This is a genomic window from Chloracidobacterium sp., assembly GCA_016715795.1.
GTDB lineage: Bacteria > Acidobacteriota > Blastocatellia > Pyrinomonadales > Pyrinomonadaceae > OLB17.
In genome coordinates this window covers 636,357-657,293 of the sequence record JADJXP010000001.1, presented here as the reverse complement: position 1 = coordinate 657,293, position 20,937 = coordinate 636,357, and the positions used below count along the sequence as shown (strand labels likewise).

The 20,937-nt window shown below is 54.6% G+C and carries 26 protein-coding genes and 1 pseudogene; 8 read left to right on the top strand and 19 right to left on the bottom strand.

Translation table 11 applies throughout. The features are described from left to right. Positions 1-56 precede the first annotated feature (56 nt). From tatC to rpmH, 12 genes are all read right to left on the bottom strand, one after another. Complete coding sequence (gene tatC, locus IPM59_03000; protein ID MBK9214555.1) at positions 57-1,112, bottom strand: twin-arginine translocase subunit TatC; 1,056 nt, start codon at positions 1,110-1,112, stop codon at positions 57-59. Between the two features lie 3 nt (positions 1,113-1,115). Next, a complete protein-coding gene (tatB, locus tag IPM59_02995; GenBank protein ID MBK9214554.1) occupies positions 1,116-1,517 on the bottom strand; it encodes a twin-arginine translocase subunit TatB in 402 nt (133 codons plus the stop codon). After that, the gene (gene selD, locus IPM59_02990; GenBank protein ID MBK9214553.1) at positions 1,517-2,536 is read right to left on the bottom strand and encodes a selenide, water dikinase SelD; all 1,020 of its coding nucleotides are present in this window, start codon (positions 2,534-2,536) and stop codon (positions 1,517-1,519) included. Before selD ends, tatB begins: the two co-directional genes overlap by 1 nt. Before the next feature lie 13 nt (positions 2,537-2,549). Beyond that, on the bottom strand, positions 2,550-3,422 hold the full coding sequence (locus tag IPM59_02985; protein MBK9214552.1) for a ParB/RepB/Spo0J family partition protein: 873 nt from the start codon (positions 3,420-3,422) through the stop codon (positions 2,550-2,552). Continuing rightward, the gene (locus IPM59_02980; protein MBK9214551.1) at positions 3,415-4,176 is read right to left on the bottom strand and encodes a ParA family protein; all 762 of its coding nucleotides are present in this window, start codon (positions 4,174-4,176) and stop codon (positions 3,415-3,417) included. Before IPM59_02980 ends, IPM59_02985 begins: the two co-directional genes overlap by 8 nt. A gap of 131 nt (positions 4,177-4,307) precedes the next feature. Next, the gene (gene mnmG / locus IPM59_02975) at positions 4,308-6,191 is read right to left on the bottom strand and encodes a tRNA uridine-5-carboxymethylaminomethyl(34) synthesis enzyme MnmG (protein MBK9214550.1); all 1,884 of its coding nucleotides are present in this window, start codon (positions 6,189-6,191) and stop codon (positions 4,308-4,310) included. A 24-nt stretch (positions 6,192-6,215) separates the two neighbouring features. Continuing rightward, positions 6,216-8,369: a CocE/NonD family hydrolase gene (locus IPM59_02970; protein MBK9214549.1), complete on the bottom strand. Its 2,154-nt coding sequence runs from the start codon at positions 8,367-8,369 to the stop codon at positions 6,216-6,218. 87 nt (positions 8,370-8,456) lie between these two features. Beyond that, positions 8,457-9,827: a tRNA uridine-5-carboxymethylaminomethyl(34) synthesis GTPase MnmE gene (gene mnmE, locus IPM59_02965; GenBank protein MBK9214548.1), complete on the bottom strand. Its 1,371-nt coding sequence runs from the start codon at positions 9,825-9,827 to the stop codon at positions 8,457-8,459. Positions 9,828-9,913: 86 nt separating this feature from the next. Continuing rightward, the gene (locus tag IPM59_02960; GenBank protein ID MBK9214547.1) at positions 9,914-10,363 is read right to left on the bottom strand and encodes a hypothetical protein; all 450 of its coding nucleotides are present in this window, start codon (positions 10,361-10,363) and stop codon (positions 9,914-9,916) included. Then, positions 10,360-12,285 carry a membrane protein insertase YidC gene (gene yidC, locus IPM59_02955; protein ID MBK9214546.1) on the bottom strand — a complete coding sequence of 642 codons (1,926 nt, stop codon included), beginning with the start codon at positions 12,283-12,285 and terminating at the stop codon, positions 10,360-10,362. The genes IPM59_02960 and yidC overlap by 4 nt, the downstream gene beginning before the upstream one ends. After that, complete coding sequence (gene yidD, locus IPM59_02950) at positions 12,285-12,494, bottom strand: membrane protein insertion efficiency factor YidD (GenBank protein MBK9214545.1); 210 nt, start codon at positions 12,492-12,494, stop codon at positions 12,285-12,287. Before yidD ends, yidC begins: the two co-directional genes overlap by 1 nt. A gap of 419 nt (positions 12,495-12,913) precedes the next feature. Continuing rightward, positions 12,914-13,060: a 50S ribosomal protein L34 gene (gene rpmH / locus IPM59_02945; GenBank protein MBK9214544.1), complete on the bottom strand. Its 147-nt coding sequence runs from the start codon at positions 13,058-13,060 to the stop codon at positions 12,914-12,916. Between the two features lie 446 nt (positions 13,061-13,506). Here rpmH and IPM59_02940 point away from each other — a divergent pair, with 446 nt between their 5' ends. After that, complete coding sequence (locus IPM59_02940) at positions 13,507-13,926, top strand: hypothetical protein (GenBank protein ID MBK9214543.1); 420 nt, start codon at positions 13,507-13,509, stop codon at positions 13,924-13,926. 135 nt (positions 13,927-14,061) lie between these two features. On the opposite strand, the gene IPM59_02935 is transcribed toward IPM59_02940, so the two are convergent. Beyond that, a complete protein-coding gene (locus IPM59_02935) occupies positions 14,062-14,652 on the bottom strand; it encodes a phosphoribosylglycinamide formyltransferase (protein ID MBK9214542.1) in 591 nt (196 codons plus the stop codon). A gap of 54 nt (positions 14,653-14,706) precedes the next feature. Between IPM59_02935 and IPM59_02930 the strand changes: the two genes are divergently transcribed. Beyond that, complete coding sequence (locus tag IPM59_02930) at positions 14,707-15,303, top strand: hypothetical protein (GenBank protein ID MBK9214541.1); 597 nt, start codon at positions 14,707-14,709, stop codon at positions 15,301-15,303. A gap of 8 nt (positions 15,304-15,311) precedes the next feature. Here IPM59_02930 and IPM59_02925 read toward each other — a convergent pair whose 3' ends face one another. After that, positions 15,312-15,479, bottom strand: a complete 168-nt coding sequence (locus IPM59_02925; protein ID MBK9214540.1) for a hypothetical protein — start codon at positions 15,477-15,479, stop codon at positions 15,312-15,314. Positions 15,480-15,532: 53 nt separating this feature from the next. Between IPM59_02925 and IPM59_02920 the strand changes: the two genes are divergently transcribed. Together IPM59_02920 and IPM59_02915 are read left to right on the top strand one after the other, a co-directional pair. Then, the gene (locus tag IPM59_02920) at positions 15,533-15,865 is read left to right on the top strand and encodes a type II toxin-antitoxin system Phd/YefM family antitoxin (protein MBK9214539.1); all 333 of its coding nucleotides are present in this window, start codon (positions 15,533-15,535) and stop codon (positions 15,863-15,865) included. Continuing rightward, positions 15,801-16,085, top strand: a complete 285-nt coding sequence (locus tag IPM59_02915; protein ID MBK9214538.1) for a Txe/YoeB family addiction module toxin — start codon at positions 15,801-15,803, stop codon at positions 16,083-16,085. Before IPM59_02920 ends, IPM59_02915 begins: the two co-directional genes overlap by 65 nt. A 17-nt stretch (positions 16,086-16,102) precedes the next feature. Here IPM59_02915 and IPM59_02910 read toward each other — a convergent pair whose 3' ends face one another. From IPM59_02910 to IPM59_02895, 4 genes and pseudogenes are all read right to left on the bottom strand, one after another. After that, entirely contained in the window at positions 16,103-16,516 is a 414-nt protein-coding gene (locus tag IPM59_02910; protein MBK9214537.1) for a hypothetical protein, read from the bottom strand. A gap of 27 nt (positions 16,517-16,543) precedes the next feature. Then, a pseudogene (locus IPM59_02905) lies at positions 16,544-17,260 on the bottom strand (phosphoribosylformylglycinamidine cyclo-ligase). Next, positions 17,260-17,643, bottom strand: a complete 384-nt coding sequence (locus tag IPM59_02900) for a PIN domain-containing protein (GenBank protein MBK9214536.1) — start codon at positions 17,641-17,643, stop codon at positions 17,260-17,262. The pseudogene IPM59_02905 and the gene IPM59_02900 overlap by 1 nt, the downstream one beginning before the upstream one ends. After that, positions 17,640-17,909, bottom strand: a complete 270-nt coding sequence (locus IPM59_02895; GenBank protein ID MBK9214535.1) for a hypothetical protein — start codon at positions 17,907-17,909, stop codon at positions 17,640-17,642. Before IPM59_02895 ends, IPM59_02900 begins: the two co-directional genes overlap by 4 nt. 99 nt (positions 17,910-18,008) lie before the next feature. Between IPM59_02895 and IPM59_02890 the strand changes: the two genes are divergently transcribed. The 4 genes from IPM59_02890 (at position 18,009) to IPM59_02875 (ending at position 20,249) form a co-directional block, all read left to right on the top strand. Beyond that, positions 18,009-18,392 carry a hypothetical protein gene (locus IPM59_02890; protein ID MBK9214534.1) on the top strand — a complete coding sequence of 128 codons (384 nt, stop codon included), beginning with the start codon at positions 18,009-18,011 and terminating at the stop codon, positions 18,390-18,392. 8 nt (positions 18,393-18,400) lie between these two features. Then, a complete protein-coding gene (locus tag IPM59_02885; GenBank protein ID MBK9214533.1) occupies positions 18,401-19,015 on the top strand; it encodes a nuclear transport factor 2 family protein in 615 nt (204 codons plus the stop codon). Positions 19,016-19,187: 172 nt separating this feature from the next. Continuing rightward, on the top strand, positions 19,188-19,436 hold the full coding sequence (locus IPM59_02880; GenBank protein MBK9214532.1) for a hypothetical protein: 249 nt from the start codon (positions 19,188-19,190) through the stop codon (positions 19,434-19,436). Between the two features lie 111 nt (positions 19,437-19,547). Further along, positions 19,548-20,249, top strand: a complete 702-nt coding sequence (locus IPM59_02875; GenBank protein MBK9214531.1) for a DUF2807 domain-containing protein — start codon at positions 19,548-19,550, stop codon at positions 20,247-20,249. A 5-nt stretch (positions 20,250-20,254) separates the two neighbouring features. On the opposite strand, the gene IPM59_02870 is transcribed toward IPM59_02875, so the two are convergent. Then, positions 20,255-20,701: a nuclease A inhibitor family protein gene (locus IPM59_02870; GenBank protein MBK9214530.1), complete on the bottom strand. Its 447-nt coding sequence runs from the start codon at positions 20,699-20,701 to the stop codon at positions 20,255-20,257. Between the last annotated feature and the right edge of the window lie 236 nt (positions 20,702-20,937).

Sequence of the window (20,937 nt, the reverse complement as noted above, 5' to 3'; positions counted from 1 at the left end):
AAACAGTTATCTGCACCTTTTCAAGATGCGCGAATGAGGTTGGGAGGTTGCATTCGTCATGCGTCTGCCTCAATTTGGCGCTTCTTGCCGAAGAGCCATGCGATGAATATCGAGACGATGTAGAGCGCCATCATAGGTGTGGCAAAGAGAAGCATATTGGGAATGTCACCGGTCGGAGAAACGACGGCGGCAACTATCAGAATGATGACAAGCGATAGCTTCCAGCTCCGAACAAGCATTCCGGCAGAGATGATCCCGATTCGCGCCAGGACATACGTGATCGCCGGCATCTGAAAGATGAGCCCCATCGCCAACATGATGACGGTTATGAGATCGAGGTAATCGCTGGCCCGGAGTAGCAGTTGGAATTCGCCGCCTCCGAGGTTCAGCAAATAGCGGGCCGCAGGAGGAAATAGTATGTAATACGCAAAGGCCGCTCCCAGAACGAACGAAATGCTCGAAAGGCCGATGAACGGCGTCACATACGCCCTTTCATGCTTGTAGAGAGCTGGCGATATGAACATCCAGATCTGCCACAGCAGCAATGGAATGGCTAGGGCGATGCCCGAATAGAGCGAAACCGTGACGTACATGGTGAACTGTTCCTGTGCGGTCGTAACGATCATCCGCTCGTCCGCGCTGGGTTGACTTAAGGCTACGCCGTCAAACGGTACGGGGAGCCGCACGCCCTTAGGGACCACGGCGCTATTCGTTATCAATGCCTCCGACGTAAACAGCCCCAACCGGCCTGAGGCGTCACGACCGACCTCGGCAAGGACCGATGTCCCCGGCGAAATAACCGCGCTACCGAGCTTCGTTGCAGAGTCAAAAACATACCTACCGCTCTCGCCTTCGCGAAGTTCATCGAGCGCCAGTATTCTTTCACCACCGGTTTTGCCCTCGACCGGAAGTTCGCGTCTTGCGGCCTCAGAGAGGGCTTTCCGGATCGGTATGCTAAGGAAATTGTATATGCGATCCGACAGGAACCAACACACCGCGAATGCGATAACTATAATGATTACAGAGTTTACGAGCCGTCGTCGTAACTCGTCGAGATGATCGAGAAACGACATCTGACCGGTCGGCCCTTGCTCTGTAAGTTCTTCCGTCATCGCCTACAGCCAGTTTTCCTTGTCGTTCTCATCGCTCTTAACCGGCTCGTTCACGGCTCCTGCGTCCGTCGCAGAGCGCAAATGTTCAAATTCGGTCGGATCGACCTCTCTGACCTCCGGAGCATCGTCGGAACTCTTGACGAGCCTCAGCTTCTTCAGGTCGTCGCGAGCGACGGTCTCTGTCTCTATAGCATCGACATCAAATGCTTTCGCCTCTTCTTCAAAATCCACCTCACGCTGCCAGGTCTCTTTGAACTCGTTCGCCGTCCCGCGAAACTCAGCCGTGATCTTACCTATCTTTCGCGCGATATCCGGTAATCGGCGAGGGCCCAGGAAGATCAGCGCGATCACGCCGACAAGTATCAGCTCAGAGGTCCCTATCGATTCGAAGATAAAAAGAAGCACTATTCGACCTTTATCAGGTGAGCACCTTTGCTTTCAACCCGACCTATAACCACGGCTCCCTCAACATCCCCGATCAGGCCGGGAACTCCTTTCTCCGGCATGCTGATAAGCAGTCCACCTGCCGTCTGAGGATCGAAGAGAGCGCTTTGGAGAACCGACGATACCTTCGCGTCGATGTCAACCGCCGAGCCCACATAGGCCCGATTGTTCTTGTCACCTCGCGTCAGCATGCCTTCCGCAATTAGCTCAAGTACGTCCGGCAGCAATGGGACCGCCTGGGAGTCAATTATCAGGGTCATGTCGCTGGCCTTTGCCATTTCGAATGCATGGCCCAGCAACCCAAAGCCCGTCACGTCAGTACACGCATTGGCACCGTGTTCCTGCATTGAGAGCGAAGCTGACGCAGCCGACGTCGTCATCGCCCTGAGGGCTGCAGCCTCCGTATCGCGGCTTGCCTTACCGTGCTTGATCGCAGTATTGATCGCACCAGTGCCAATGGGCTTGGTCAGAACAAGGATATCACCCGACTGGGATCCTGCGTTCGAGATGACGCGGTCAGGATGCACTACGCCGGTAACTGCATAACCGAATTTCATCTCCTGATCGTCTACTGAATGCCCGCCGATCACAACTACTCCTTCGGCATTCATTGCTTCCTGTCCACCCCGCAAGATATCACCAAGCACGTCCCAATCACCTCTCTGCGGATAGCAGACGATCGACAGCGCCGAAAGCGGCCTGCCGCCCATGGCGTAAACATCATTCAGCGAATTGACCGCAGCAACCTGTCCGTAAATATACGGATCGTCGGCAACAGGTGTAAAAAAATCTACGGTCTGGACCAGTGCCGTGTCGTCCGAAAGGCGAAAAACACCTGCATCGTCAGACGTATCAAAGCCAACGATCACGTTCTTGCTGGATTGTGTCGGAAGCTTGCTCAAAACTTGAGCAAGGTCGCTCGGTGCGAGTTTCGCCACTCAACCCGCACAGCTGACCATTTCCGTCAGGCGCTTCTGCATCCCGCTATCTCCTTTATTTACTTATAATTACCTGATATATTCGATCCAGGTCATCGGTGCTGTAGTATTCTATCTCGATCTTCCCGCCAAGGCCCTTCTTTCCCGGACGGATCTTCACACCGGTATTTAGGGCTCGCATCAGCTTTGTCTCGGCGGCCTTAACGTTTGCGTCCGTGTCGGCGCCCGCTGAGGCAGCCGCCACGGCCTGTTGTTTCCCCGAACGAGCTCTCTTTACGGCTTTTTCGATCTCACGCACCGTGAGCCCGAGCTCGATAGCAACCTTAGCGATATCTCGCTGCATGACCTCGTCATCCAGCAGGAGCAGGGCCCTCCCATGCCCCGCCGACAGACCACCTTCGGCAATCGCCGCCTGTACCTCGCCGGGCAGTCTCAGTAATCGCACAAAGGTTGCAATGACAGAACGTGGCTTGCCTACCCGTTCGGCAAGGAGCTCCTGCGTAAGCCCAATGTTATCAAGTAGTTGGCGGTAGGCATTGGCTTCTTCGATCGGATTCAACTCTTGGCGCTGGATGTTCTCGACGAGGGCCATTTCAAGCAGCTTTTCATCAGAAATCTCTTTCACCGTTGCCGGTATTCGCCGTAAACCGGCACGCTGAGAGGCCCGCCATCGACGTTCGCCCGCCACGATCTGATAACGCCCTCCGAACCGACGAACGACAATCGGTTGAATGATACCGTTCGCAATGATCGATTGTTGGAGCCCTTCGAGTTCCTCTTCGCTGAATCGTTTTCTGGGTTGCTGCGGATTTGGTTCGATCAGGTCGATGTCGATCTCAGAAGAGCCTCTTGGAGGATCGACAGCAGTTTGAGGTTGGTCCTCACTGATCAAAGCGCTCAGGCCGCGCCCTAAAGCTTGTCTAGCCATTATTCAATATCTCCTTTGCAAGCTGCATATAGCTCTCGGCGCCGCGCGACCGAGGATCGTACTGGAGGATAGGCTGGCCAAAGCTAGGGGCCTCGGCTAGGCGAACATTTCGCGGTATCACAGTCTTGAGTACCTGCGACCCATAAAAATCCCGCAGATCCTTTGCAACCGCTGCCGACAGGTTTGTCCTGTCGTCATACATCGTCAGAAGGAGTCCCTCGATCGTCAACTCCGGATTCAGTTCTCGACGCAACCGCGCAAGCGTGTCAAAAAGCTCGGTAACTCCCTCCAGCGCATAGTATTCGCATTGTATCGGAACTAAGAGTGAATCTGCCGCCGTCAGTCCGTTGATCGTCAGCAGCCCGAGTGACGGCGGGCAGTCGATTATCACATAGTGAAAATAGTCGCGAACATCATCGATCAGTTTCTTGAGGACGTGATTCCGGCCTTCGATCCCGACCAGTTCGACTTCGGCGCCGGCAAGATTCTTGTCGGATGGCAACACCCACAGCGTCGCAAATCCGGTCGGGATAACGATGTCGCGGACGTTCTCGCCAAGAATTAGAGAATCGTAGAGGCTCTTACGGCTCGAACTTTTCTCAATACCCGCACCCGATGTCGCGTTCGACTGCGGATCAGCGTCGACCAACAGGACCTTCTTACCAGACGACGCGAGTGCTGCCGCCAGATTTACTGCCGTCGTAGTTTTCCCGACACCTCCTTTCTGGTTCGCGATCGCAATTACTTTTGCCATTTAGGTAGCGTTTACCTAAGTTACCATAGCAAAACAGGATCGCGCCAATCGAGAATTGTGGCACGTGCCACAATTTCGGCCCCACTTATTGAAAATTGTGGCACGTGCCACAATTTTGATATAGCTTCGTTTCAGTTTGCGACCGTGGTGGATCGGGCGGTCAGGTGAACAAGAACGGTAGACAGCGCGGCTGGAGTCAGCCCATTAATATTGCGGACTTGGGCAAAGTTCTGAGGCCTGGCGCGTTCCAGCCGCTCGATCATTTCATTCGAGAGGCCATTTATGGTCTGGAACTCGAAGTTTTCAGGCACGCGCAGGGCGTCGTGATGATTCACGCGTTCGGTCGCCTGGCGCTGCTTCTCGATATAGCCACTGTAGAGCGAGTCGGCCAGGGCTGTTTCCAAATCGCTCGAACGAACCTCATCGCGTATCTCATCCGGAAGCATCCGATGGACGAGGCCCGCTGTTGAGCCTTGTCGCATCGCGAGTTGAGACAAGGTTATCGAATCTCCGAGATCGGTTCCAAGTGCCTCAGATATCGCCTGATACTGCGGTGATGATCGCTTGAATCGCGTGTTGTCAAGCGTGTTTCGAAGGCGAGCGATACGATCGCGCTTTTGGTTAAAGCGTTCCCAATCGTCATTATCGACAAGCCCGATCTCACGACCCTTGGGTGAAAGGCGCTGGTCCGCGTTATCGTGCCGCAGCGTTAGGCGAGCTTCGGCCCGTGAGGTGAACAGGCGATATGGTTCATCTACGCCGTGTCGGATCAGGTCATCGGCCAGCACACCGATATAGGCTTCATCGCGTCGCATGGTAACCGGTTCGCGGCCCGAAACCGACATCGCGGCGTTAATTCCGGCGAGTAGCCCCTGGCAGGCCGCTTCTTCATATCCCGTGGTCCCATTGATCTGACCCGCGAGAAAGAGGCCGTCCATTCGTGTCGAAGCCATCGTCGGACTGAGTTCTCGTGGATCCACAAAGTCGTACTCGATCGCATAGCCGGGGCGGATCACCTTTACGGCCTCAAAACCGTCGATCATATGCAGAAGTTCAACCTGAAGATCGGCGGGAAGCGAGGTCGAAAATCCGTTAAGATACACCTCATCTGTATTGTGGCCCTCTGGCTCCAGGAACAGTTGATGACGGTCCTTCTCGGCAAACTTAACGACCTTGTCTTCGATCGACGGGCAATACCGCGGCCCGATTCCCTTGATCTGGCCGGAGTACAAGGGCGACTGGTGTAGATTGTCCCTGATCGATCGATGGAGCCGATCGTGCGTATAGCCTATAAAGCAATTGAGTTGCGGCTGTTCGACATGCTCGGTCGCAAATGAGAAAGTAACGGGCTTTTCGTCGGGTGCCTGAGGTTCGAACGCGTCCCAATCGATCGTTCGGCCGTCGAGTCGGGGCGGCGTGCCCGTTTTCAGGCGGCCAACTGGGAATCCGAGCCGCTTGAGGCCCTCTGCAAGCTCGATCGATGCCGGTTCACCGGCACGGCCTGCCGAATATGTCCTTCGCCCTGTATGGATGGTGCCATTGAGGAAAGTGCCCGTCGCAACGACGACGGCCTTTGCACCCAAACGACGTGAATCCTGCATTTCCACACCTATAACCCTATTGTTTACAACACTTAGGTCAGTGACAGTGCCTTGGCGAAGGTGCAGGTTCGGCGTCGCTTCAAGGACACGCCGCATCTCTGTTCGATACAGGCTGCGGTCCGCTTGGGCACGCGGTGATTGGACGGCCGGGCCGCGGGAGCGATTAAGGAGTCGAAACTGGATCCCCGTCCGATCGATCACGCGGCCCATGATACCGCCGAGCGCGTCGATCTCTCGAACGACGTGGCCTTTTGCGATACCGCCGACCGCAGGATTGCACGACATCTGCCCGATAAGGTCCAGATTGATAGTGACAAGCGCGGTCTCAGCCCCGAGACGCGCAGACGCCGAGGCCGCCTCGCACCCAGCGTGGCCCGCACCGATCACTATTACATCAAAGCTTTCGTCGAACATTGCGAATTTGAAAGCATACCATCTCTATCTCGCTACGGAAACCGTAATATGTGAAGGATGCCTGGCTGTCCGATAGATCCGTTGTGTTGCCGGCCTAAAGTCGGCGGCCTGCGCCTTGAAGATGTTCGGCACAAAGGTCTGCGGGTTGCGGTCGTAGAGAGGGAACCATGAGCTCTGAACCTGCACCATTATGCGGTGCCCGACCTTGAATGAATAATTCTGGCCGCGAAGATCGATAGTATATTCCAGCGGATTGTTCGCTTCGACCGCGTGGGCCTTTTCAAAACCTTTCCGATATCGCCCGCGAAAGATCTCTTCCGACACCATCAGTTGATAACCTGCCATATTAGATGGCTGAGCATCCGCAGGATAAACGTCGATTAGCTTTACGACCCAGTCGCTATCAGTTCCCGAGGTTGAAGCGAAAAGGCTCGCCGTGACATCGCCAGTGATCGTCACATCAGACTGTAGTGGGTCTGTCTGCCATTCGAGAACGTCCGCACGTTCGGCAGCATGACGCTGGTCATCGACAAGCCATGAACTCCAGGTCGAACCTTGTGTGTAGGTCTTGAGGATAGGCGTCTTTCGATACGGAACAGGGTTCTTCGGGTCTGAAACATATGAGTCAAAGGCATCCTCACGTTCCGTGGGCCTATCAAATGTCAGTTTTCCATTAGCCTGCAGATAGAGCGAGCGTTTCTCCAACTCCTTTGGCGCCCATACATCGTACGTCATCCATCTATTCGATCCCGACTGAAAGACGGTCGCCTCCGACGGGGTGAAGTTGCCTTTATTTTTCAACAACTTAGCAAAAAATGGAGCTTGTATCTCTCCCCGATAATATCGTCCCGTGTCCGCGCCAAAATCGATGGAGCCGAGCCGACGTCCGCGTCCGCCCCATCCGCCGTGGTTCCACGGGCCCATCACGAGGAAGACCTGATCGTCATGATCGGTCTTCTCGAGCGATCTATACATTGCGAGCGGACCGTACATATCTTCCTGGTCCCACCAACCGCCGACGATCAGCGTTGGTACACTGGTATCCTTGAGATAGAGGTTGGTGGCTCGGGCCTGCCAATAGCTGTCCCACGTCGGGTGCTCAAGAAAGGCCTTCCATGAATGCGACTTCTTCGCAAGACTCGGGGCGATCGTCTGCATCTTGCCGAGCGGCAGATACCACTTATACATGTCCGGATCGTCAAATTCGACATCGCCGCCCTTTTTTGCGCTCTCGAGCGGCACGGCCCATTCATGCGCGTACGTTTGCCTGAATGCACCGTGGTGCATAAAGTCGTCACCCATCCACAGGTCGGTGACCGGAGCCTGTGGTGATGACGCCTTCAGGGCCGGATGCGGATCGATGAGCGCTACCGCGGCAAGCCAGCCGGGATAACTGACACCTTTGATACCGACGCGTCCGTTGTTCTTGGGAACATTCTTGAGCAGCCATTCGATAGTGTCGTATGTGTCAGTGCTCTCGTCGATAGACTTCGGATCGCGCTTGTTGCGCGGCGGACGCAGCATCTCAAAAACGCCTTCGCTGTCCTCGCGTCCGCGGATATCCTGATAAACAAAGATATAGCCGTCCTTCACCAGCTCTGCCTCGGCGCCGTTGACACGCGCCGAATTCCAACCCGCAACACCGTATGGCGTCCGCACCAGCATGATGGGATAAGCTTCGGGTTGCGTCTCCGGCGTCATGATGATCGTGAACAACTTGACACCATCACGCATCGGGATCATTGCCTCGGTCCGCGTATAGGCCACTCGTGTGTCGCGCTGCGGAGTGTCAGCCGTCTTGCTCGTGTTGAATGTCTGGCCGCCCTGTCGCCAGATCATGCCGGTCGCGCGACCTTGCGGATCCAGAACAAACTCTGCTTCAGCCTGCGGCACACTTGGTGAGATGCTGAAGAACCTGTTCGCGGCGGCAGGAACTATCTCGACCTTTTCCTGGTTGGTCACGCGCAGAAAGAACTTATCGCCCTCCCTAAAGAACGAAAAGACAAGGCCGCCCAGGTTAATAGCGTCTTCGTACTGGCCGACGAACCGATCGAAGGCGGCAGAGTCGATCTTGATCGCGGTCTGTATCGTTGCAGGTGGTTGACCGACGACGTTTACGGCCGCTGACGTGCAAAAAAGAAACAGTGTGATGCCCGTTTGGGTCAATATTGATCGCATTACAGCAAGCCTCCTAGAACGGCTTAGGGATATTAGGACACATCGGATACGGATGATACACGCGGAATGTTTCGCGCACGGAGCCATCTATTTTCCAATGCAAAACGTTGAGAATATGCGACTTAGCATATCCTCAGTCGTGGTTTCGCCGGTGATCTCGCCAAGATATCTGAGGGCATTGTGAAGACCGATAAGGACGATCTCCTCGCTCAGCTTGGCGTCAAGCTGTTGGATAGAAGCCTCGATCTCTGATCTTGCCCGCTGCAGAAGATCGTGGTGCCGGGCATCGGTGATGAGGAAACCCCCAGCCTGAACATCCGAGGTTTGAAATGGTTGGAGAATAGCGTTCTTAAGTTGATCGACGCCTTCACCCGTTTTTGCAGATAAAGAAACAATTTCAGATCTCAAATCTGAAATTTCAGATTTCCGGCGAACCACGGTTTCGGCGTCGGTTTTGTCGATCTTGTTCAAAGCGATCAGGTGCTCGATATCTTTGACAGATTCTATTATGTTGCGGTCCTCTGCGATCAGCGACTCACTGGCATCGACCATGACTACGACTATATCGGCATCGGCCATGACAGCCTTGGCCCGTTCCACGCCAATGCTCTCGACTATATCAGAAGTCTCGCGCAGGCCGGCGGTGTCGATGAGAGAAACCGGAATGTTATCAATGACCAGACGCTCGTGAAGCTGGTCCCGCGTAGTTCCGGCGATTTCGGTGACGATCGCACGGTCCGAACCTAGTAAAGCATTGAAAAGGCTTGACTTACCCACATTGGGCCGCCCAACGATGGCTACGCGGAGGCCGTCGCGGATGAGGTGTCCGGCCTTGTAGGTGTCGACAAGCCTCTCTACCGAGTCTGCAATTGAACGCAGACGCTCCCGCAGGCGTTCATTCTGAACATCAGGCAGATCGTCCTCGACAAACTCAAGTGCCGACTCCAGCACAACGATGACATCGAGCAGATCGTCCTTGACCGGCTGGAGAGTCGCCGACATCTCGCCCTGCATCTGCCTGACGGCCTGCCGGGCCGCCGCCGTGGTCTGTGCATCAATGAGGTCACGGATCGCCTCGGCCTCGGCGAGGTCCATCCTGCCGTTTGCCAGAGCACGCAAGCTAAATTCGCCGGGGCCCGCCAACCGAGCGTCCTCGACCAAGCAGAAGTCGATCACTTGACGCAGGACAACCGGCGAGCCGTGACAGCTTATTTCGACCACATCTTGGCCGGTAAACGAATTTGGCGCCTTGAACCACGTAACGACCGCATCATCGATCGTCTCGCCCGTTACCGGATCGCAGATCCGTCGCAAATGTGCTTGTCGAGGATGCGGCGAGAATTCCTCATCCGCCACCAACCGACGCACGATTCTCAACGCGTCATCGCCACTCAAGCGAATGACGCCGATGCCGCTGCGGCCGGTGGGCGTTGCGAGTGCGACTATCGTATCCGCCATAAGCCTATTTAGCCACAGAGCACACAGAGAGCACAGAGACATTAGAAGAATATCTCATAGTAATCTGTGTCTTCTGTGGCTAAGTCTTATTGCAGACGAACCTGCAGGCGCCGCTCGCGGCCGTCACCGACTGATTCGGTCAACAGGTCGTCCTCTTTCTGAAGCGTTAGATGTATGATCCGGCGTTCGGTGGAATTAAGAACGCCAAACGTGAACGGACGTCCGCTCTTGCGGACCTGATCTGCAGCAAAGCGAGCCATTGCATGCAGTTCAGCTTTGCGCGTCTGCCTGAAGCCCTCGGCATCGACAATGAAACGATGCTCACGATCAAGTTCGCGGCCATAGACCTGAAACAAGATCACCTCGAAGGCATCCAACATTTCTCCATTCTCGACAAGGGCGAAATGCGCGTCGCCGCCGCTCAAGTTGAGCAGGCAGCCCTCATCTGTCCAGTCGACGGTCACTGAGAGGTCAAATCCGAGATCCGTCACGAGCCCGTCAAGAAACTCTCTCGCCTTTTCGCAATTCTCGTTCATTTCTTCTTTGCTTTGATGCGTTTAGCGTTCGCCGGCACGCTATCAACGATCTCTGTCCCCGGCGCGGTAGCAGGCTTGTTGAGACGGTTAATTACCATCTGCTGGCCAAAACTCACGATATTGCCGAAGAACCAGTATAGCAAAAGGCCCGACGGCGCCGTCCACATCACCCACAACATCATCGCCGGCATAAGCCAGGTCATCATCTTTTGCTGCATCTGCTGCTCCGGCGTGACCGCGGCGGCCGTCGGGGTAAATTTCATCGCCAGGATCATCGAGATGGCAAAGCCAAACTCAAGAATATGCCACGGGTCTGCCGCCGACAGGTCAGGCAGCCATAGGAACGTAGCCTGGCGTGCATCGAGCGCGATCGTGATAGCCGTGTAGAACGCGATCAGCAGCGGAAACTGCAGCAGCATCGGCAGACAGCCGCCGATAGGCAGCGCGTCCTTGGTCATTTTGAGCTGCTCCATCTGGAGCGCTCGCATGCGGGCATCATCGTTTGGCACGCCCTTCTTTTGCAGGTCCTTGATCTTGTCCTGTATCTCCTTCATCTTCGGCGCGTTAGACGATGCCTTTTTGAAGGATTTTGACTGCTTCCACCTCAATGGGAACAGCAGCATATAGAAGAAGAACGTAAAGACGATGATCGCCAGACCATAGCTATGGGTTACGACATTAAAGTAGTGAAGCGCGTAGAGGATCGGTATCGACAGGGGCTTGGTGAGCCAACGCAGCCACCAATAATTGCTGAAGTTGATCAGGTTAACGACCGAAACGGTGCGTCCGTCCGCGGGCTTGATAGTGTCGCCAAGCTCTGACAGGAGAAAGTAGTCCTTTGGCCCCGTAAAGACCTTTGTAACAGAGCCATCGCCCGCAATCGGCATAAATGCCGTAACAAGATGTCGCGTTTCGGTCGTCGTCGGGCTGCGCGTGATCCAGCTAAAAATGCTGTGATAAACAGGCTCGATATTGACGTCATATTTTGACGCACGATAATCGGCACCCTGCACCGGCGTGGCCGGTACCGCGGCCATCGCAAAATACGCATCGCCCATACCGACCCAATCGACGGGCCCTTTGTCGCTCAGGCTCGCCTTTCCGGTGGCGTCATAGGTGAATGAATAATTGCCCCAGTGCCGCGAAATATCGCCGTTTACCGCAGCGACCGCCTCCGATTCTGTGTGATAGAACGTGTGGTAATTGATCGCGTGATCGCCGATGCTCGCTCCGATCGCAAGCTTCGTTTCGGGTATCGGCTGTCCGTTCTGTTTTGCGGTTATCGCCAGGTCGGCGACGTAGCTATCCGCTCGGAATACGAAGGATTTTTTGATCTCAATGCCGTTGTCGCCGACGAGCGAAAACTCGACCGTTCGTTCTTCGCCGCTGCTCAACGTAACGACCGGCTCAGCGACCGAGATCTGGTAATTTCGTTCGTTTGCGGACGCGGTCAGATTCGTATCCGTTGTTACGAGCCGAAATGGGACCTCTCTCGGACTCTGCTCGAGTGCCTTTTGCGAGATCAATTGGAGCGGCTTCTTGTTCGTTGAGTTCGAGCCGTCCGCATAGACCGGATACTCGCCTTTTGACGACTTGTTCTTGAGGATGATCCAGCTCGTTGCAACCGCGCCTTTTGAGTCGAGCGTGACCTCATAAAGCGGCGATTTGATCGTGATCGTCCGGTTTGGGATCGTGTCTGGCGTCACGCCGGCGCTCTCGGGTTGGGGTGCGGTCGTCGGCTGAGCCGCAGGTGCCGGCGCCGAATTGCTGTTCGCAGCGTTGTTTGCCGTGGTATTCGAATTTGAGTTTGCGGGCGGTGTTTTCGGCGCAAAGAAGTACGACCAGCCGAAGAGTATCACCATCGACAGGACGGCGGCGATCAGGAAACGAGATTGATTTCCAGGATTACTGTTATTTTCCATCAATTGACCGGATCGTGTCCGCCCTCGCATAACGGCTGGCAGCGGAGCAGCCGCTTAAGGCCCATCCAAATTCCAGTTATCGCACCGTATTTCTCGATCGCCTGCCGCGTGTATTCCGAACATGTCGGCTCAAACCGGCACGCAGGCGGCAGGAACGGCGAAACGACCGTTTTATACACACCTAATAGATCAAGAACCAAAAACTTCATCGGACATTTGCCTCAGAGATCACAGAGGACACTGGGAAGAAATCGCTATTTCTCCGAGGGCTCGATGTTCTCTGTGGCCATCTTCATAACGATCCCTTTGAACTCTGCCAGCGGCTTATCGAGCTTTGTCTTCAGCAGGCTTCGCCGCGCGTTTAGCACCCAATCATAACGGTGAACCACACACTCCAGTTCTGCACGGCTCAATCTGAAGCTCTCTCTAAGGAGCCGTTTGCATCGATTGCGGTCGTGCGATTTGCCGATCGCTTTTTTTGTCGCGGTCACGCCGACGCGGTGGCGAACGTGTCTTGACGGCAAAACAAAGACCGTCATAAAACGGCCTTCGATGCGCTTTCCTTGTTCGTAAACGCGAAGAAACTCGGCCCTTTTCAGAAGCCGAGCCTCTTTCGGCAGGTCAAGCCCTAATAGTGCTCGACTGTCAATCGCTTGCGCCCCTTCGCTCTCCGGCGCGCCAACACGGCCCGGCCGTTCTTGGTCGCCATCCTCGCCCTGAAGCCGTGCTTTTTTGCGCGGCGGCGGTTGTTTGGTTGAAACGTTCTCTTCGGCATAATCGCTCTCCATCAAGTATTCACCCGATGAGTGAAAACTTTGAGTTTACGCGCGCAAGTTCGTTGTTGTCAAAGCAAAATGGCGATTTGGGTAGTGTCTTGGTTTAGGTTTATTCGTGCATTCGTGGCAATTTCTTTTGAACGCGCAGATAGCCACGAATGCACAAATTGAGACGCTGCTGGCATTTGTATGCTGCGATCCGGGCCCCTTTTCTCGGCCTCTGTAACGCAATTTGTGCTCATTTTGGCACGTTGTATCGACAGAATATCGATCTGTATCGACAGTTTTTGCGTCCCCTGCCTTTTTTTGACGCTGCTCATCACATCTTGAACAGCATTCCATCATGATGAGCATGACAGGTCTCATCATCCGGGTTTTTTTTAATCAGTTGCCGCCTATGCAACGCGGCGTGTTCTATGATACAATACCATTGACGAACACCCTGATGCGAAGAGACTGGAAACAAATACCACGCGACGAAAAGCGGCCGCAGTGGGCGGGGATCTACATTACGATGAACAGCAAGGGAACGATCGTGCTGAGCCGCTCTACCCATGACCTGCTCGGTGCCCCGGCGGCGTTTATGCTCTTCTACGACAGCGCGAACAACACTATCGGGCTCAAACCGACCGCCCTAGGCCAGCGTCACGCGTATCCGCTGATAAAGTCCGGCCGCCACGGCGGCCGCAAGGTCTCGGCCTATCGCCTGATAAAGGAATGCTCGCTCGTCATCGACCAAACCCTCGAGTTCCCAGACGCCGAGATCGACACCGACGGCCTCCTGCTCCTCAACCTCCGAACCGCCAAAATATCCAACCGTGCGCTGAATCATCCGACGCGAAGAAACGAACATACCGATTCCTAGCGTTTATCAATTGCCTCCACCTTCAGGTGGAGGGTTTGTTTCACACAACTTCCGGCTTTAGCCAAATATTGGGCTAAAGCCGGCAACTTCTAGCCCGACGTCCTCCAGCTAAAGCTGGAGGCAATTGATAAGATCCTATCTACCTACGTTGCGTTCCGTGGTTAATTGCTTGACCGCGTCGACATAGAGGTGGTGTTCCTGTTCGAGAATTCTCGCCGCGAGGGTCTCGGGCGTGTCGCCATCGAGGACCGGGACTTCGCGTTGGAGGATGACGGGGCCGGCGTCGAGGTGTTCGTTGACGTAGTGGACGGTGCAGCCTGAGGTTTTTTCACCGGCGGCGAGGACGCGTTCGTGGACGTCGAGGCCGGGGTATGCGGGCAGCAGGCTTGGGTGGATGTTGATGATGCGGTTCGGGAAAGAGCGGACAAATGACGGAGACAGCAGCCGCATGTAGCCCGCAAGGCAGACCAACTCGACATTGCGTTTCTTTAGCTCGTCAACGATATCGGCGTCGTGCTCCTCACGGCTGTAGCCTTTTCTTTCAATAACAACGGTCTCGACGCCACGCTCACGGGCCTTCGCCAAACCTGCCGCTTCTGCCTTATCGCTGATCACAACCGCAACCTCAGACGCAGGTATCTCGCCCGAGTGGACCGCATCGGTCAACGCCACCATATTCGACCCGCGGCCTGAGATCAGAATTCCCAGTTTCATCGACTGTGCCATCGGTCACGTTCTTCGAGTGGACCGTATGAGTATTATGGACTTAAGGAGGATCATATGTATAAACAAAACCAGGTTAATATTATCGTTGTGTTCGGCTTATTTGCTCTTCTTGTGATCGGTTGTCAGCGGGCACGGGAGGACCGTATCGAGGCCAACCGCGTCAAAGAGGCATTCAACATTGATATCACCACACCAAGACCGACACCGGATCAGCGTGAGATCTCAATTGCCGGCACCTGGACGGGTGGTACTACCTTCAAAAGCTTCGAGAATATCAACATTGACGAGATGCCAGAGAAATTTATGGAATCGATCAGCCGCACGCTTCACAAAGAGTTTCCGACGACCATAACACTCGGTGAGGATGCGGGTTCGGGGCGAACCGCGAGCCTTGATCTCGGCACAATGAAACTAACCGGAAAGGCCGATGGTGATGCAAAAGGCCTCCACATGTATTTTCAAAAGGGTATCAGCGGGGATGTTAAGACCGGGACGGCCTCGCCGGCCGTACGATTTCAGTATGATTGCTACATCGAGCGGGCCGGGAACGGTAATGATGAAATGCATTGTTTGGTGACCTATTCAATACTCACAGTGAAAGGCGAGGTCGGTATACACCTGAAAGGAAACTCCGATACTGGACGTAAATAACAGTCGTTTCACGCTCTCTGGCCGCGGCGCTCACGGGCCTTCGCCAAACCTGCCGCTTCTGCCTTATCGCTGATCACAACCGCAACCTCAGACGCAGGTATCTCGCCGCTTTTCACAGCATCGATAATGGCGACCATGTTCGAACCACGACCTGAGATCAGGATTCCTATTTTCATTGACACGACGGCAATTCTACGTACAATAATATTGTACAACTCACGGAGGGGTTATGTCATTGGAAGTTAGCTACAGCGAAGCACGGGCAAATCTAGCATCATTGATGGATCAAGTCACGGACGATTGCGAGGTGGTCGTGATCAGGCGTCGCGGCCGCTCGGCTGTAGCTTTGATCGACGCTGATGAGCTTGCGAGCATGATGGAAACAGAATATTTGTTTCGGTCACCAAAGAATGCCGAAAGATTGATGGGCGCTCTCAGCCAGGTTGAGTCTGGTGGGGGCATGGTAATGACCGTCGACGAATTGAGGAAGGAATTCGGTGCAGAAGAACCAACCCAAAAGGCCAAGTCGAAAGGTCGTGCTAGCCGACGCATTTCTCGATGACTTGCGTTATTGGGCCGAGAATGACCGAAAGTTGCTGCTCAAACTCCTAGACCTCATCGAGGCGACGGTGCGAGAACCCTTTACGGGTGTAGGTAAACCTGAGCCTCTGAAACACAAAGCTGCGGGTGCCTGGTCTCGTCGTCTCAATAAAGAGCATCGAGTCGTCTATAAAGTGCATGACGACCGGATCGAGTTTCTTCAGGCCCGGTATCATTATTAATCACCATCGCGATTCGTTTAGGAACGAGAAATCTGCACGTCTACTGTACCTGGAATGATTCGTCCGATTTCGTAACAATCATTGAACCGATCCGCAATAACGCTCCTATTAGCTTCATCGCAAACGATGACCATTCCAATGCCCATGTTGAACGTCCGGAACATCTCTTGATCATCGACATTGCCGAGACGCTGCATCAGGCCGAAGATGGGCGGTTCGGGCCAGGAGCCGCGGTTTATTTCGACTGAGACGCCGTCGGGCAGAATGCGTGGGATGTTTTCGAGGAAGCCGCCGCCGGTGATGTGGGCGAGGCCTTTGATCAGCGGAGTGCGGACACTCTTGTCCGCATCGCCGGTTCTTCCGGCGACATCGTCCGCGCCTATCGAGCCCTCAGGGCCATCCGCGCTTGTTCGCGTCGAAGCGACGCTCATGCGGGCAGGAGTGTCCGCGCTCCCTTCCAGCAGCGGCCCGATCTGCGGCAAGAACGATGAATGGGTTGCTAGTAGAGCTTCGCCGACGGTGGTGCCGAGTTCTTCGACAAAGTCATCGACCTTGTAGCCGCCGACCTCGAAAAAGAGTTTTCGCGCCAAGGAGTAGCCGTTCGTCTGCAGGCCGGTCGATGGCAGGCCGAGGACGACGTCGCCCGGAACAATGCTCTTGCCGTCGATGACCTTTGCCTTATCGACGACGCCGACGATAAAGCCCGCGAGATCGTATTCGCCGGGCGGATAAAAATCCGGCATTTCGGCGGTTTCACCGCCGAGCAGGACACAGCTGTTTTCGCGGCAAGCCCTCGCCATGCCTTCGACAACAGAAACAGTCACATCGGGTTCCAGTTTTCCCGTCGCAAAATAATCCAGAAAAAATAGCGGCCGCGCACCTTGGACCAGAATGTCGTTGACGCAGTGATTGACTAGATCCGCGCCGACCGTGTTGTGAATTCCGGTCTCAAAGGCGAGCTTGAGTTTCGTGCCGACGCCGTCGGCTGAGGCGACCAGTATCGGCTCCGCCATGTCGGGAAACGCCCCCGCGAACATGCCGCCAAAGCTGCCGATCTCGGTCAGTGTGCGTTCATTGAACGTCGATCGCGCGAATTCGCGTATCCTCGCGACGGCTCGATTGGCGTTGTCGATAGAGACGCCGGCGTCGGCGTATGAGATCGATTGCATTTCCATTACGGCATCACAACGTGCTGGCCGCCCTGATGAAGCAGCTTTCTATCGAAGGTGTACAAACTTGCTCCGGATAGCCTTGCCTCTACCGCAGCGTAACAATCAATAAAGGAGAGCTTTCGATGGCCCTCGAATAGCTCTATTACCTCAGGCAATAGATACTCATTATAGTTCAGCCCCGGAACTGCGATCAGCGTCCTGAGCAGAATCGCCGTGTGTGAACGCTCGAAACCCATTCCTCTCTCAAGAACGAAAGCCGCTTCTGACACCACCGCATCTGTTACGTATGTCTTCGGCTTTGAAAGCAAAACTCTGGCTTTGGCTGTCTGGACCGGCACGTCGTTCAGCAAAAAGCGCAGAACCACGCTTGTATCGAGGCTATTCATGCCTCTCCATCCAGCCAGGCTTTCACGGCCCGCTTCCGCATCGCTTCCAGACTTAGCCCTTTAGGCCTGTTCGGGTACTTGCTCAATATCTCGTCGCGTATCTTCTCCAACTGTTCAAGGGTCTTACCGGTTTCAAAAGAAACGCGATTGGTTGTCTGATCAAGTTCTAGATTGATCCTCTGCCCCGGTTTTAGCCCGAGAGCTTTCCGGATCGGTGCCGCGATCGTTATCGTCCCCTTACTGGTGATCGTTGTCGGAAATCTCATGTAATACATGCTATATGGTGTAATACGTTTTGTCGATGTCTTTCGTTCGACTGGCGCAATATAATTGACCTAACTCTGAATGCCGTTTAGCATCTCGGTATGAGCTTCACACTTATCGATCAGGGCAGCGAGGGATTTGAGTTCAACGCAAATGTCTGGAACTGGACGGCCGCGGTCGAGATCATCCGTGAACTCGACATCGTCGACGAAGGCCACATCCGGCAGATGAGCTACAACGCTACCGGCGTAAAAGTTGACATCGGCCATGCACACGAGATCGGCTCGCGTATCAGGGATGAGGTCTTGCCCAAAGTCGGCCCTGGCAAACGTATGTTCGCCGACCTTACCGTCACCGACGCTCCGGACGACATGACGCTTCACCGCGACAGCGACGAGCAGTGGAAGAATTACAGCGTCACGCATGAATGGCTGGCGGAATTCGCTGAGTTTTGCCTGCGGTCAAAAGGCTTTCAGGTCTATTGAGAGGTATTATGAGAAAGATCGCGTTGTTACTTTTCATACTGTCGGCCGCCGTGTGCTTTCGTGGACAAACCGCTCCCGATGCGGTGGAGCTAACCCAGATGCTCAACGACTTTCTGGCCGGTGCCGGCAAGAACGACGCGGCGGTCCACGACCGCTTCTGGGCCGACGACCTGATCTACACACGCTCGGCCGGTGTGCGTATCAACAAAGAAGAGTTGATGAAGGGCGTTCGGTCGGCACCCGCTCCGAAAGTCGACGATCCTGTCACCGTTTACACAGCGGAAGATATCAAGATCCAGCAGTACGGCAATGCTGCGATCGTCGCGTTTCGCCTCGTTATCAATACGACCAAGGCTGACGGCACAAAGACGGTCGGCAATAATCTGAACACAGGCACATTCGTAAAACGCAACGGCAAATGGCAGGCCGTCGCATGGCAATCAACAGTGATACCGGAGCCCAAGTCCGCGACTCTCGCCGAGACAAAACCGATCTTATCCTCAAAACCGAGTTCGCCAACAACCGCGGGCACGCGCGTCTATCAGAAAGGCCCGCGCGGCGGCTGTTACTACATTAGCGCCAGTGGCTCAAAGGTTTACGTAGACCACAAATACTGTAACTAAAATTCTCTGCAAGTTTTCGCGGCCCGTGCGTTCATCTCGGCGCAGTGTTGACGATGAATGGCAAATGCCTTAAGCGCACCTTTGCGGAAAGACGTTCCTCGTTAGTCCGGCTGCTGATGTCTGCCAACGGACGGCTTTGGGTCCGAACCTTATCTCAAATAGGAGAAAAACAATGAGAAGATCAATAGTTCTTACAACCATGCTGGCGATCGCCACGGCCGTATCGGCTGCGTGCGAACAGCCAAAACCTGAACCGCCGAAGCCGCCGGCCAGCCCGACGCCTGTCGTTGTTGCGAGCCCGAGCCCGGCCGTATCGCCCACCGGCTCGCCCAAGGCCGGTGCGACGCCTGAGGTCAAGAAAGATGTCGGGTCTAACGTCAATAAGGACGTAAAGCCCGCCGAGACGCCAAAGGCGAAGTAGTGCTCCGCTCTTTCTGATCATGAGGCGGGCGGCGGCGCGCCCGCCTTTTTCTGAACTTTTTCTTTCGCGGCTTCGTTTGCCAATATTAGCTACAGCTTCTCGGAGATGTTTATGAAAAAGTTCGGCTTCTTGGTTTTCCTGTTCGCTCTAATCGGCGGGCTCATTGCTGCAAATTCATCCTCGTTCGGGCGCATCGGCGGCAGCTTTCTCAACTTTCCGCTCAAAGTCGGCGCCGAACAAGGTTCAGGACGCATTGCTTCAGAGACCCGCGAGATCTCAGGCTTTCACGGCGTTGATGTCGGCGGCGTCTTTCAGGTCGAGATCACAGCTCAAAGGGATTACAGTGTCGAGATCGAAGCCGACGACAATTTGCTGCCATTGATAACAACCAAGGTCCGCAACGGTATCCTCACCATATCGACAGAACGCAAGCTGTCTAGCGAGAATCCTATGCGCATCCGGATCTCGGCTCCTGATATCGACTCGTTGGACGCTTCGGGCGCCGCTAAGGTAAGCGTCATTGGGTTGCAGAATGAGCGTATTTCAGTTGATTCGAGCGGAGCCTCGAAAGTACGCCTCGCGGGTGAGACGGCCAAGTTGACGACGGATGTCAGTGGTGCGACACAGATCGATGCCCAAGAACTTCTAGCGGCTAATGCGGAGATAGAAGCCAGCGGTGCCAGTCACGTGGATGTGAGTGTGACAGGCGAACTCCGCACGGATATATCGGGAGCAAGCAAGATCACGTACTCGGGCACACCGTCAAGCCTTGTGACAAAACGATCAGGGGCAAGCAGCATTTCGCAAAGATAGCGGCCTCACGTTTCAACGGCGGCTGTCTTTATCCCCACCAGCCGCCCGGCGGCGTCGCGTCCCACGACGTAGTATCTGACGTTTACCTCACCGACGCGATATGCGCGAAGATCACTAAGTTCGCTGTCGAGAAGTTCCGCAAGGCTCTTGAACCTTTCCGCCCTAGCGATCTCACGTCTGCCAAACCAATCCTCTATCCGGACAAGCCGCTCGAAGAACCGATCAAGCGAGATCTGTTCGGGTTTGGCATCGGGCGACATTTCTGCATCAGCCTTAGCCACCGCCTGTAGATCGTCACCGGGCTTCGAAGCGACCACCGGTTGAACCGCGGCGTCGGTTTCGCTAACGTAGATCAAGCCGTCACAAGCCGTGGCTAGCCGACGCTGAAACTCATCCGTCCCGACACTTGTTTTCCTGCTCTTTTTCGAGAATTTTTTTTCGATTTTTGACACTTTTTTGGTCACATGATCGGCGATTTTCTTACTCTAACACATTCAAAAATTGGGGCGAATTGTTGACAAAAAGGAAGTTAAATTCGCGTTTAACGCGTCGAAAAAAAGCTGTGGATTTCGCTTTGCGCGAGGTGGTTTTTCGTGCTAGTCTGTTAGCCGTTTCCAGGAATTGGATTGTTGTAACTTGTTGATGGTAAACAGCTTAAAGCACTGCTTTAGGTTTTATACAATTCTGG